This is a genomic window from Demequina ureilytica (assembly GCF_048553575.1).
Lineage (GTDB): Bacteria > Actinomycetota > Actinomycetes > Actinomycetales > Demequinaceae > Demequina.
The window spans coordinates 1,464,583-1,478,093 of the sequence record NZ_JBLZIE010000001.1 but is presented as its reverse complement, the minus strand read 5'-3'; the positions used below and the strand labels follow the sequence as shown (position 1 = coordinate 1,478,093).

Genomic DNA, 13,511 nt, shown 5'->3' with positions numbered 1-13,511 from the left:
GACCCCGCGTAGCGGTACAGGAACGCCGCCATCGCATCACGAGTGATCGCGTTGAACGGACGGAACTCCGTCCCGTTCTCCGTCTCCCACCCCTGCGTGATGCCCTGGCTCGCAAGCCACATGATCGAGTCGTAATGCTCAAGCGACTCGTCCACATCCGTGAAGCTGGGCGCTTCGCCGAGCGAGACGAGCGGGGACACGGTGATCCGGTCCACGATCGGCGCGCTGTCGGCGCGGAGCCAGCCGTACTCGGGCCAGGTGTCATCGATGTAGGTCACGCCATCGAAGTTCGTTTCCTCCTCCGACCGCAGCGTGACGGAGTTCGCGCCCTCCTCCAGGTCGAGCACGATCGTGCGCTCCCAGAAGTTGTTCTCGTGGAACGTGGGCACGAAGGCCCAGGACTCCTCGTCTCCGCCGTTGACGGAGACCAGTGCGTACCGGACCATCGGGTTCGGGTTGTAGTGAGATGCAGGCGCCTGCTCCGGGTTGGAGAAGCGCACGACCACCGCATGCTCGCCCGCTTGTTCGACCGAGACATCGAAAGTGAGCGTGTTGGCGTTGCCCGGCTCTCCGCCGATGCCGGAAACCGCCTGGCCACCTTCCGCGAGGCTCAGGTCCACAACCTCAGCGGATCCGGCCGTCGTGGCGTCCTCGGCCTGGTACTCAACCGCACCGAGAGCGCCGGTGGAGCCGCTCACCGTGAGGCGATCGACCACGGCCGGCCCGGTCACGACCACCTTGTTGATGCCGCCCGCGAGGTGCACGGGGGCGGATGTGGCATCGGCCAGGTCGAGCACGTCGTAGCCGTTGATGGCCAACGCCCCGGACGCTGCACCCACCGTCGCCACGTCGAGCTGGTGCTCGCCGTCGGTCGGGCCATAGACCCAGAACGTCGCGGTCTCCCCGTTGGCAAGGTCGATCGCGCCGGAACCGGAGTCGCCCGTGCCGTAGGCACGGTCGGAAGCCGATTCGGCGAGCTCGCCCTCGTAGGTGTCGACCGCATCGGCCGCTCGGGCCTTGGTCAACACAATCCGGTCGACCAGCGCATCGCCCTGCGTCGCGCCCGTACCGTCCAGGCTTTGTGCGGCGAGGGTGATGGTGTGGTCACCGGCCGTGAGGTCGACGGTGGTGTCCGCGTAGTCCCAGACCACCCACTTGTACGCCAGAGGCAGGAACAGCTCCTGCTCAGCGGCGCCGTCGACCGTCATGAAGACGTTCGTGGGGCCCTGATCTTCCACTGCATCGAAGGTGTTGAGGCTGTTGGCGAACACCGACAAGTCGTAGGCGCCATCCTCCGGCACGGTGACGTCGAAGCTCAGCTCGAGATCTGAGCCCGTCCGAAGACCCCCGACGTTGTACGCGCCCGAGGTGTAGAACAGCGACACGTTGCTCTCCGAGCCCTCGGGCCCGTTGACGCTGTAGTCGCCGGTCGTCTCGGTGTAGGAGGCGTCCTCCGCCTCATACGACCCCGACCACCGGTCCGCCGACTCGCCGTCGGCCGTGTGGCCGGCGGGCGTGACGACGATCTCGTACGCAGACGACTCCTGAAGTTCGGGGAGCCAGTCGGAGCCGAAGTCGATGGTCGCGGTGCCGTCTACGACGGGCACCACCCGCTCGGCGAGCACTGTCGGCTGGCCGGAGTCGCCCAGCTGGCCGGTCCACCCGATCTCCCTCACCCACACGCGCACCGAGTCCCCGAAGCCCTCGGGAACGTTGAGGAAGTCGATCGGCGCCGCACCATCGGCACCGCCCACGATGGCGCGCGCCTGCTGCGCGGATTCGTCGAGCGACGCCACACCCTGGAGCGTGTAGTTCACACCAGGATTGGGAGGCGTGACCTCCACGGTGTGGCCCGACATCTGCGAGTAGGCGTTGTACAGCCACCACTGCCCGTTGCCGCGGTTGGACTGCACCGCGGAGTCGGACAGGTTGCCGTTGATGTTCCAGAATGCGATCATCGCGTCCACCTTCGAGTCCTCGATGGCGGAGATCCACTGGATCATCTGACCCGGAACGGACGTGTGGTAGTTGAACGCGTACTCGTTGACGTTGACGGGCAGCTCAGTGCCCTCGTACACGGTGCCGGCGAAAGCATCGACCTCCCACTCGCGGTACTCCGCGACGGACTCCCGGATGTCCTGGGGGTTCGTCAGTTCGTGCCACGTGATGATCTCCGGCAGCGTGTCTTCCGCGATCACGTGCTCGAGCCACCCCTCGACCTGGCCGTACAGCACCGACGTGCCCGGACCGGCGATACGCATGTCGGGGAAGCGCGCCTTGATGGTCCGATAGGTCTCATCCCACGCCGCGAAGTAGTCGGTCGGATCTTCCAGCCACGAGGTTCCGTCGAGGCTCCACGTGCCCGTGCCGAACATGTTGCCCTCGGGTTCGTTGTAGGGCTCGATGACGAGGTTGTCACGGTACTCAGCCGGAACGTCCTCGATCATGTCGAGCTGCGTGTCGAGCACCTCGCGGTAGCTGTCGAGCCTCTCCTCGGCAGTGGCGTTCGGCGAGTCGCTGTCCGGCCACTGGTAAGGGAAGCCGCGGTACCAGTCGGTGACGCGCAGGTACACGTCGCCGTCCGTCGAATCCGCCAGCATGGGCAGTATCTCGAGGGCGTCGGAACCTGGGTGCTGCGCACCATCCTGCGCCTTGGTGGCGACCGTGCGAATGTTCATACCCTCGATGAGGTTCTTCGTGGGCATACCGTCGCCGTAGAGGCCATAGAGCAGGCCGGAGGCCCCACCCATGAAGTCACCGGTGTCGGTACCCAGATCGATGCTGACCTGACCCCGATCGACCGTCACCGTTGCGGTCACGTCGCGCTCGCCGGCGACTCCGGCGACCGTGAACGAACCCTCGGACCCGTAGTCCTCGGGTGCGACGTTCTCCCAGTCGATCGCGATGTCGCGGTCATAGCCGTCCGTGAACTCGCCGCGGACGGACTCGGGCAGCTCCGGGGCCTCGCCGATGCGGGTGCGCACGTCGAACGTGTCCTCCACCAACCCCGTGGCCGTCGGGACCTCGTCCACGAGGCTCGCCACCTGTCCGGCGGACAGCGCCTGGCGATAGAGCACGAACTCCTCGAAGGCTCCCTGGAACGTGGGGTCCGACGCATAGAACGAGTTGCCCAGGTAGCCCGCGAGAGACGCGGACGAGCCGAGGAGATCGCCGGCGGCGATCGTGGACGGCGTCGTGCCGACCGCCACACCGTTGACGTACAGCGTCATGGAGTCCGCCTCGGTGTCGAGCGTGACGGTGAGCGTCACCCACTCATCGGGGGCCACGCCGCCGTATCCGGTCACCTGGTCCTCACCGCCGCCTCCCCCGGTCGTGATCGCGGCGCGCAGGTCGCCGCCGCCGTTCGACGGCGTCACGAACAGGTAGTTGCTGGTGTTCGACCCCAAGTCGAACACGCGCTGCCAGTTTCCGCCGCCGTCCCAGCGCACGGTCGCCGATGCGGTGACCGACTCGGAGCCGATCAGCGCAGCGCCGGGAATGGAGACGTAGGCGCCGCTCAGGTCGAGCGCCGAGTCCGTGGCCTCGCCGTCGACGAGCTCGTAGCCCGTGCCCACGATAGAGCCGTCCAGGCCGTTGCCGGACGAGTCCGTCACCGTCGTGCCCGAGATGTCGTCCATCGCGTATCGCACGTAGGGCTCGTCAGGGATGGGGTCCGGTACCTCTCCGCCGGAGCTACCCGGGTCCGCCAGGTCCCCTGCGTCGGCCAGCGCCGCAACTTGCTCGAGGGTGAGGGCGGCGTGGAAGATCTGGAAGTCGTCGATGACGCCGTCGAAGGTGGGATCCCACTCGAAGGCGGAGCCGCCCAAGCGGCCACCGATCGGATCGGTCGCCTCCACCAGGTCGGCAACCGTCACGGTGGTCTCGAAGGTGCTCACCTGCGCGCCGTCGACGTACGTCACCAGCTCATCGGCCGCGTCGTCCAGCGTGATGGTCACCGTCGACCACGCGTCGGTCGCGAGTGGGTCCGCCGCATACGCGTACCCGGCGGCCTCGACGTCTCCGCCCAGACCGACGTCGGTGCGAAGCACGCCTTGCGGGTCCACCTCGGGGCCAGTGCTGGGAATCACCGCGGCGAATGCATCGCCGTCCGATCCCAGGCCGTACAGCCAGCCCCAGTCGTGGGTACCGTCCCACCACACACGTGCAGAGACAGTGAGGTCGGTGGCGCCCGCGACCGCGTCCGCGGGGAACGTCACCGAGTCTCCGCCCCCCGACAGCTCGAGGGCGGCGCCGTCGCCCACGCCGTCGAGCGCGTTCGCGCCGGCGCCGACGATCGTGCCGTCGTGGCCGTTGCCACTGGAGTCCGGCACCGTAGGGCCGGCAACGTCGTTCATTGAGTAGTGGAGCACGGGAGCCGGGTCCTCGGCGCCCTGGGCCGCCGTCGGAGCCGCGAGCGTCAGGCCCGCCGCGCCGAGTCCGAGCGCCGTCGCGCCCGCGATGGCGCGCCGTCTGACCGGCGGACGCCTCGTTGCGTTTTTCATGGAGTAGACCTCTCTGTCTTGCTCATGGTTTTTCGGGGCAGATGCGCCACCAACCGCGAGGTCGAGGGCGCTGAAGGTGTCCGGCGGGGTGGCCGACGGACGGTTGCTAGGTGATGGGCATTGACCTCCCGTCGCTCGGGTGAGCGACGGGGATGAACACGCGCATGGTGCCCGGCTCGCGCTGGGCCCAGCGGTGATACGGAATGAGCGGAACGCTCATGGGAGCGCTCGACTCAGACGATGGGGACAGCGATCCGCTGAAGGGCACCCGGCCGACGGGCACCTCGGGATCACCAATGCGCGTGGCATGGACCACAGCGCCGTCCCCGTGGCTCTGCAGCATGGCTGCCCCGTCGATCTGGAGCCCGTCCAGACCCGCGCCGTCGGGAGCGTCGTGGCTCTCGAGGCACAAGACGAGCGGGCCGCGCTCGACCGCCACCGTGCCACGCACAGCGTCAATGCGAGGGTCCGGCCAGCTCAGCCGAGGCTCGATGGGCAGCACCAGCTCCACGCGGTCACCGGGCGCGAAGTCTCGGCGCACATCCCACCAGCCCGCCTCGACGGGATGGGGCTCGCCGCCAGGCTCCGCTCCTGTCGCACCGGCAGCCCACTGGGGCACTCGCAGGCGCAATGTGATCGGGCGGCTCGGCGCCTCCACGACTGTCACCGTGATCGTGCCATCGTCCGGATAGCGCGTGTCGAGACGCAGCTCGAGCGGGTCCCCGTCGACATCAATCGTCGCCGTCCCTGCTCCGTAGAGCAGGAGCGACACCACGTCGCCCTTGACGGCACACGCGTACGTCTCGAGGGAGGCGAGGGTGCGAGCCACGTTGGTGGGGCAGCACGAGACGTCGAACCACGGTGCGCGGGCGCCGCCCTCGGCGCGCATGTTGACCTCCGCGCTCACCGCCTCTTCCGGCGCCGTTCGCAGCTGCAGAGGGTTGGCGTAGAAGAAGGACCGGCCATCGGCACCCTGAGCGGTCGCGATGACGTTGAACAACGTGCGCTCGATGAGGTCGATGTGCCGCGCCTGCCCGGTCGCCAGGTACAGGCGCCACGCGAACATGACCGAGGCGACCCCTGCACAGGTCTCGCAGTAGGCCCGGTCCGGGGGCAGCTCCCAGTCCTCCCCGAAGCCTTCGTCCTGGTGGCGGGAACCCATGCCACCGGTGATGTACGTGCGGCGCTCGACCGTGTGCACCCACTGGCTCTGGAGCACCTCGAGCAGCTCGGCGTCCTCAGTCTCGACGGCCACGTCCACGGCGCCTGCGGACAGGTACAGCGCGCGCACTGCGTGGCCGCGAAGCGCCTTTGCCTCGCGCACGGGCACATCGTCCTGGAAGTAGTCCGCGGCGAGCAATGGCCGCACGGGCAACGTGCCTCGGCCCCGGCGCTCGACGAACAGGCGTGCCTGCTCGATGTACCGCGGTTGCCCTGTCACTCGTCCCAGCTCAGCCAGCGCGGCCTCGATCTCCGGGTGCCCGCATAGCGTCTCTCGAGAACCCTCGGCGAACTCGCGGCAGATGTGATCCGCCGCACGACGCGCGACCTCGGTCAGGCGGTCTTCGCCGAAGGTTCCCAGGCGTGCAACGCCGGCCTGGATGAGGTGTCCCATATTGTACAGCTCATGGCCCATCGACATATCGGAGTACCGCTCGGGGAGGCCAGCATGCCCGAATGCTGTGCCCACGTAGCCGTCCGCGTCCTGCGCCGCCTCGACTCGGCCCACGAGAGCCTCGTACGTGGCCTGAAGCGCATCGTCCGGGCAACGCGCGAGCTCCCAGGCCATGCCCTCGAGAAGCTTGTACACCTCAGAGTCCGAGAACTGCCAGCCGGGACGGTCGACCGTGACGTCGCCACGGGCGACGCGGTCGAAGTTCTCAAGCCACCCGAGCCGGTCCATCCACGCGATGCAGTGGTCGAAGGTCGCCTGGGCATTGGTGAGGATGCGCGCACCCCAGAAGCTCTCGGCGTCCCACCGAACCTCGCCGACCCGGCCTCCGCGTCGCGGACCGCGCGTAGGGGAGACGGGAGACGCGCCGTGGGCGGCGAGCGAGCGTCGAGAGCGGTCAGTCGTTGTCACGTGTCAGTCCTTCACTGCGCCAGCGGTCACACCCGCAGCGACATAGCGCTGGGCGAAGACAAGCAGGATGGCGGCTGGGATCGAGGCCACGACGGCGGTCGCCATGATGGCGTTCCACTGGGTCGTGTTGTTGCCGATGTAGTTGTAGATGCTCAGCGTCACTGGGATGAAGTCGGAGTTGCGCGCCAGCGTCGACGCGAACACGAAGTCAGACCACGCCCACAGGAACGCAAAGAGCGACGCGGTGAGGATCGAGTTCCGGCTGAGCGGCAAGACGATGGACCGGAAGGAGCGCCATGCCCCGGCCCCGTCCATCCGGGACGCCTGTAGGAGCTCGCGCGGGATTCCACTCATGAAGGCCGTGAACAGCAGCACGGCAAAGGGCACTGCGATCGTGGAGTCGGCCACGATGAGGCCCCATACCGAGTTCAGGAGCCCTAGCCGCACATAGATGGCGTAGAAGCCCATCGCCATTACGACGGCCGGGATCATCTGGGCCACGAGAAGGACGAAGTTGAGGGTGCGGCCGCCCCGGATGTTGAGCAGCGCCAGTGCGTAGCCGGCCGGCGCGGCGATGACGACGGTCAGCAGCACGCAGCCGAGCCCGATCACCAGACTTGTGGCGAGGGCCGGCAGCTGCTGGTCGAAGACAGCTTCGTATCCCTCGAACGTCGGATTCACGGGGAAGAGCTGCGGCGGGTCGTTCCGCAGGTCGCTGCGCGGGGTCAGCGAGACGTTGAACATCCAGTAGACCGGAAACAGCATCAGCGCGGTGAAGAGCAGGCCGAGTCCGGCATGCCACCAACGGCGGGTTGAGGAGGCCTTCATCAGTGCTCCACCTTCCTCTGAAGATTGACATAGGCGAGACCGAATATCAGGGCGATGATGATGAGAATGTTGCCGATGGCCGCGGCGGGCGAGAAGTCTGGCTGCCCCGTGCCGAAGGCCTCGCGGTACGACCACACGGCGAGCGTGAGCGAACTGTTCGCCGGCCCGCCCTTAGTCATCACCCACACGATGTCCACCACCTTCAGCGTGTAGACCAACCCGAGCAGCAGGGTGATCGCTGAGACCGGGCGCAGGAGCGGGAAGGTGACACGCCAGAACACCTTCCACGGACCCGCACCATCGAGGGCGGCCGCCTCGTAGACCTCGTCGGGAATGTTCTGCAGGCCCGAGTAGAGAATCACCAAGTTGAAGGGGATTCCGAGCCAGATGTTCGCGATGATCACTGACGCGAGGGCGCTCTCAGGAGAGGTCAGCCAGTTGACTGGGTCGATGCCGATGACGCCCAAGAACGAGTTCAGCACCCCCGCATCGGAGTTCATCATCCACGCCCACACTGATGCGGACACGATCAGCGGGAGCAGCCACGGGATCAGGAACAGCGCACGGAGCACGCTGGACAGCGGGAAGCGTCGCTTGAAGAACACGGCGAGCGCCAACCCGAGCGCGTACTGAAACAGCAAGGACACGAAGACGAACAGGAAGGTGTTCCACAGGGCTTGCGCGAATAGCGGATTCTGCATCACATCCACGTAGTTGGCGAAGCCCACATACTCCGCATTGCCCTGGACGAAGGCTCGGATGTTGTAGTCGTGGACCGACAGGTCGAAGCTCCGCACCAGTGGATACGCATAGAACGCGAGCAGGTAGACGATGAGCGGAGTGGCAAAGGCCACCGCGATCCACGGCGATCCGTGGATGCGCCGCCGGCTGCGCCGGGCGCGAGCGCGCTCACCTCCCGCCAGGCGGTCGGGACGACCCCTAGTGGCAATCNCCGTGGATGCGCCGCCGGCTGCGCCGGGCGCGAGCGCGCTCACCTCCCGCCAGGCGGTCGGGACGACCCCTAGTGGCAATCGTGGGTGTGGTCATGAGGCTTCCTCGGTTGCACGGCGTGGGACGGATCTGCTGATCCGCCCCACGCCGCGGCTAGGCGGTGGGACGTGGGTCAGTTGCCGGTGGCTGCGGCGGCAGTCTCCTGTGCCGCGTCCAGCGCCTCCTGAGGAGACGATGCGCCCGACATAGCGGCCTGCACAGCGGTCCACAGCTGCTCCGAGATCAGCGGGTAGTCAGTGCCGAGGTTGTCGCTCGTACGCCCCTTCGCGGCGCGCACCGCATCGACCCACACCTCGAGCTCGGCGTGCGCCTCGACGAACTGCTCCTGGCCCTGGGGTGTCGGCGGGATGTAGTACGCGAAAGTCTCAGCCGTCTCGACAAAGCCCTCGGGGGTGGTCATGCACTCGATGATCTGGCGCGTGACGTCGTAGCGGGCCTCGTCGTCCTGCACGGGCGCCATGATGAACTCGCCGCCTGTCGGTGCGGGAGCGGCGCCGCCGTCCTTCGCGGGGATGGTGATGTAGTCGGCCTCGAAGGACGCTTCCGCAGCACTGTTCACCTGCCACGTGCCGTTCTCCACGAACGCGGTCTGGCCATCGAGGAACTCCTCCCAGGCAGTGTTCTGCGAGTTCTGGATCGCGGACTGCGGAGCCCAGCCGTTGTCCAACCACTCCACCCACAGCTCGACGGCTTCGACCGCCTCGGGCGAGTTGAGTTCCGTGAGCTCAGCGCCGGATCCCCAGAACCACGGCAGGAACTGGAACGATCCCTCTTCGGTCCCGATCCCCGCGAACGTGATGCCGCGGTAGTCGGCCTCGTCGACCTGGCTCAGGGCGGCGTTGAGGCTCTCCCAATCAGTGATGGACGCAGGGTCGACGCCAGCCTCGCTCAGGATGTCGGCGTTGTAGTACAAGGCGAGCGTGTTGGCGCCGATGGGGATGCCGTATGCAGTGTCGTCGACCACACCTGCGGCGAGCAGGTTCTCGTCGATGCTGGACGTGTCGAAGCCGAGCTCGTCCATGCTGATGATCGCTCCCGTGTCGGCGAGCGTCGAGACGGCCGGGTTGTCGAGGAGCACAACGTCGGGGGACGTGCCTTCTTGTGCGGAGAGCAGCAGCTGGTTGGTGAGCGCCGTGGTGTCGTAGGCGGTGCGATCGATCGTTACACCCGCCTCGTCGCCGCACGCCTGCACGCGGCCGTCCCAGTCCGAGCCGTCCTCGTGCTGGGGGTACGGGTCCCACCAGGTGAAGGTGCCGCCGACGGCATCGCCAGTCTCGCCCCCGCCTGCTGTGCCGGTGGCCTCCGGGTCAGTCTCTTCCGATGAGCACCCGGCGAGGGCGCCGAGCGCGATGGCGGCTGTGGCGAAGCCCGCTACCGCTCGTGTCTTGTTGATATGCATGGTGTTCCTCCTTGAACAGTCCCGCCAAGACGACGGGGACGCTGATGTGCCCTGAAGGGCGTTACCGGGGTGGGGCCGTCGAGCCGCGATCCACGATGGTGGGGGTGATCAGGTCGACGACATGCGGGATGGCCGCATCCGGGCCACCCTGAATGCGGGCGACGAGCTGACGTACAGCGCGCCGTCCCAACTCGTCCGCAGCGGAGTCGATCGCCGAGAACGGAAGCGAGAAGGTCCGCGCGAAGTCGTTCGAATAGCGACCGACGACGGAGATGTCGCGCGGCGCTTCGAGTCCGCGTTTCGACATCACCGATGGCAGCGCGGCGGCAGCGGCCTCGTTGTTCAGCAGCAGACCGGTAGCGGTCGGGTGCGCGTCCAGGTAGTCGTGGAGGTCCGTACCGATACCGGGTTGAGACGACGATCCGAAGTAGTGGTGGAGGGTGACGCCCAACTCACCGGCCCGCTCACGCGCCGCGTTGGCCAGCCTCCAGACGTACGCACCCCCTCGTGCGACGACATCCTCAGGCTGCGAGACCAGGAGCAGCTCTCGGTGGCCCAACTCGTGCAGCGTGTCGACCATCAGACGACCGCTCGCCACGAAGTCGAGATCGAACACGTCGAAGCCATCGGTCTCGGCGGGCAGCCCGACCATCGCACCCGGCTGCGGCGCGTTGCTTAGCACCGGCAGGCGGTCATCGTGCTCGGCGACGTTGAGAAGCACAAAGCCATCGACCATCCGCGACGATGAGAGCCGTTGGAGCGCGTGCACCCCGTCCTCTTCCGACACCAGCATCGTGTCGTAGCCGAGCTCTCGCGCTCCGTGAGTGACGCCCAGCACGTACTGCAGCATGGCGGGCGCAAACTCGTCATCCAGGAACCGCGCCAACAACCCGATGACCATCGTCTGCGAGGTGGCCAGTGCGCGTGCACCCGCGTTCGGGGTATAGCCAAGGTCGAGAACCGCATCCAGAACTCGCTGCCGGACAGGTGCGGAGATGGTCCGCTTGCCCGTGAGCGCGTACGAGGCTGTCGACCGCGAAACGCCCGCCGCCTTCGCCACATCGCCGATCGTGACCACGTCGTCACCTCTTTCGTCACCATTTGTCGAACAACTGTCGAACCGGTTCGATTCGTACCGGTTCGACAGTAGCCACGTCCCGAATGTGAACGCAAGTCATAACCGGCAGGCTTTACCGAATCGTGACGCGGTAGGCCCGCTCACCGCCGTGGTGGCACGATGGCCTCGTGCCCTCACTGACCGACTTCACCGCCACCGCCCTCACGGGCGAAGAGCGCCACCTCTCCGACTTCGCAGGGCAGGTTTCCCTCGTGGTCAACACCGCCTCGAAGTGCGGCCTCGCGCCTCAGTTCGAGGGCTTGGAGACGCTCCACCAGCAGTTTCAGGAGGAGGGTTTCACAGTGTTGGGCTTCCCCAGCAACCAGTTCAAGCAGGAACTCTCGGACGCCGAGGGGATCAGCGACTACTGCCAGAAGAACTACGGCGTGACGTTCCCGATGTTCGCCACCGTCGACGTCAACGGCAAGGGCGCGCACCCCATCTTTCAGTGGCTGCGCTCGGAGGCGGGTGGAGCCCTCGGGTCCTCGATCAAGTGGAACTTCACTAAGTTCCTGGTGGGCCGCGACGGTCACGTGATCAAGCGCTACGGACCGCAGACCGAGCCGGCGGAGATCGCCAAGGACATTGCGGCCGCCCTCGCGGACTGAGCGGGAATGAAACCCCGGCCCGGTACGCTCTTAGTTGAAGCATCAACTGATCAATACGAGGAGCGCAGGCCATGACGCGAGTCCAGTTCGGCATCGAGACGTTCGGCGACATTCCGCTGGCGGACGACGGCACGCTGATGACGCATGCCGCCGCGATCCGCCAGGTGGTCGACGAGGCGGCGCTCGCGGACCAGATCGGCATCGACTCGGTCGCGCTCGGTGAGCACCACCGCGAGGACTTCGCGATCTCCTCCCCCGAGATGGTGCTGGCCGCGATCGCCTCGCGTACCTCCCACGTGAGCCTGGGCTCCGCGGTCACCGTACTGAGCTCCGACGACCCCGTGCGCGTGTTCCAGCGCTTCGCCACGCTCGATGCGGTCTCGGGCGGCCGCGCCGAGGTAATCCTCGGCCGCGGCTCCTTCACGGAGTCCTTCCCGCTGTTCGGCTACGACCTCGCCGACTACGAGCTGCTGTTCGACGAGAAGGTGGAGATCTTCTCGCGCCTGCTCACCGAGAAGCCGGTGAGCTGGGAGGGCAAGACCCGTCCGGCACTCACCGACGCGGATGTCTACCCCAAGACCGAGTCCGGGAACCTCACCACCTGGGTCGGCGTGGGTGGATCGCCGCAGTCCGTCATCCGGGCCGCCAAGTACGGGTTCCGACTCATGCTTGCGATCATCGGCGGGCAGCCGGAGAGGTTCGCGCCGTACGTGGACCTGTACCGCCGCGCGACGGAGCAACTCGGGACCACCGCACACCCCGTGGGGATGCACAGCCACGGCTTCATCGCCGAGACCGACGAGGAAGCCCGTGAGGCCTACTACCCCGGCTACAAGGCGATGATGGACCGCATCGGCTCCGAGCGCGGCTGGCCCCCGATGGCCCGCTCGTCGTACGACAACGAGATCACCAGCGGATCGCTGTACGTGGGGTCCCCCGAGACGGTGGCCAGGAAGATGGCGGCCTCGATCAGCGCTCTCGACGTGGGCCGTTTCGACCTGGTCTACACCGGTGGCGGCGCGATGCCTGCGAGCCAGCGCATGCGGGCAGTCGAGCTCTACGGCACGCAGGTCATTCCCCGCGTGCGGGAACTGCTCGCCGAAGGATCGCCGTCATGACCGAGACCCGTGCCGCCGAGATCCGTACCGTGGGGATACTGGGCGCCGGCAAGCTGGGCACCGTTCTCGCCCGGCTCGCCGTCGAGGCGGGCTACCGCGTGCTCGTCGCCGGCTCGTCGGATCCGTCGCGCATCTCGCTGACGCTCGAGGTCCTGTCGCCGGGTGCTGAGGCCACGACGGCCGATGCGGTCGCGCGCGAGTCCGACATCGTCATCTTGGCTCTCCCGCTGGGCAAGCACACCACGCTGTCGACAGAGTCGCTCCACGGCACCACCGTGATCGACGCGATGAACTACTGGTGGGAGGTCGACGGCGCGCGCGACAACGTCGCGCCCCCCGAGATCTCCACGACCGAGGTCGTCGCCAGGCACCTGGACGGAGCGAGGGTCGTCAAGGGCTTCAATCACATGGGCTACCACGACGTCGACGAGCGTGGGCTGCCCTCCGGTTCCGCCGGGCGCCGCGCGATCGCGATCGCGGGGGACGACGCCGCGGCCGTCGACGCCGCGAGCGCTCTCATCGATGCGCTGGGCTTCGACCCGGTCGCCATTGGAGACCTTGCCACGGGCCGTAACCTGGAGCCCGGCACCCCCGCCTTCGGAGCCAACGTGCCCGCAGACGAGCTCCTGGCGCTCGTGGAGATGGCGACCGCCGACGCATAGCAGAGCGCGCTACGGTTCCCCTGAGACCGGGCTGTACGCAGGTGCCCTTCCGGTAGAATGGCACCCGAAGTCAGGTCCATCGACGTTCCCCGTCCGGCCCTGGTCTTGCCCCGTCCAGTGATTGCTCGCCCGAGGCCGTGTCAGGTCCCGCGCCAGCACCCCCCGAGCTCCAGTGACCGGACC

9 protein-coding genes are annotated in these 13,511 nt (G+C 67.3%); 3 read left to right on the top strand and 6 right to left on the bottom strand.

Annotated features, from left to right (window positions below; genetic code table 11):
• The 6 genes from ACNI3K_RS06735 to ACNI3K_RS06710 form a co-directional block, all read right to left on the bottom strand.
• On the bottom strand, positions 1 to 4,502 hold a 4,502-nt coding region (locus ACNI3K_RS06735; RefSeq protein WP_419391071.1), incomplete at its 3' end, for a LamG-like jellyroll fold domain-containing protein.
• Between the two features lie 106 nt (positions 4,503 to 4,608).
• Positions 4,609 to 6,585: a glycoside hydrolase family 127 protein gene (locus tag ACNI3K_RS06730; protein WP_419391070.1), complete on the bottom strand. Its 1,977-nt coding sequence runs from the start codon at positions 6,583 to 6,585 to the stop codon at positions 4,609 to 4,611.
• A 3-nt stretch (positions 6,586 to 6,588) separates the two neighbouring features.
• Positions 6,589 to 7,413 carry a carbohydrate ABC transporter permease gene (locus ACNI3K_RS06725; RefSeq protein ID WP_419391069.1) on the bottom strand — a complete coding sequence of 275 codons (825 nt, stop codon included), beginning with the start codon at positions 7,411 to 7,413 and terminating at the stop codon, positions 6,589 to 6,591.
• Positions 7,413 to 8,267, bottom strand: coding sequence for a carbohydrate ABC transporter permease (locus ACNI3K_RS06720; RefSeq protein WP_419391068.1), 855 nt, complete (start codon positions 8,265 to 8,267; stop codon positions 7,413 to 7,415). Before ACNI3K_RS06720 ends, ACNI3K_RS06725 begins: the two co-directional genes overlap by 1 nt.
• Positions 8,268 to 8,536: 269 nt before the next feature.
• Positions 8,537 to 9,823, bottom strand: coding sequence for a sugar ABC transporter substrate-binding protein (locus ACNI3K_RS06715; protein WP_419391067.1), 1,287 nt, complete (start codon positions 9,821 to 9,823; stop codon positions 8,537 to 8,539).
• Between the two features lie 61 nt (positions 9,824 to 9,884).
• Positions 9,885 to 10,901, bottom strand: coding sequence for a LacI family DNA-binding transcriptional regulator (locus ACNI3K_RS06710; protein WP_419391066.1), 1,017 nt, complete (start codon positions 10,899 to 10,901; stop codon positions 9,885 to 9,887).
• A gap of 167 nt (positions 10,902 to 11,068) precedes the next feature.
• Between ACNI3K_RS06710 and ACNI3K_RS06705 the strand changes: the two genes are divergently transcribed.
• The 3 genes from ACNI3K_RS06705 (at position 11,069) to ACNI3K_RS06695 (ending at position 13,328) form a co-directional block, all read left to right on the top strand.
• Positions 11,069 to 11,548, top strand: a complete 480-nt coding sequence (locus ACNI3K_RS06705; protein WP_419391065.1) for a glutathione peroxidase — start codon at positions 11,069 to 11,071, stop codon at positions 11,546 to 11,548.
• A gap of 71 nt (positions 11,549 to 11,619) precedes the next feature.
• Positions 11,620 to 12,666, top strand: coding sequence for an LLM class flavin-dependent oxidoreductase (locus ACNI3K_RS06700; RefSeq protein WP_419391064.1), 1,047 nt, complete (start codon positions 11,620 to 11,622; stop codon positions 12,664 to 12,666).
• Entirely contained in the window at positions 12,663 to 13,328 is a 666-nt protein-coding gene (locus ACNI3K_RS06695) for an NADPH-dependent F420 reductase (RefSeq protein WP_419391063.1), read from the top strand. The genes ACNI3K_RS06700 and ACNI3K_RS06695 overlap by 4 nt, the downstream gene beginning before the upstream one ends.
• Positions 13,329 to 13,511 lie beyond the last annotated feature (183 nt).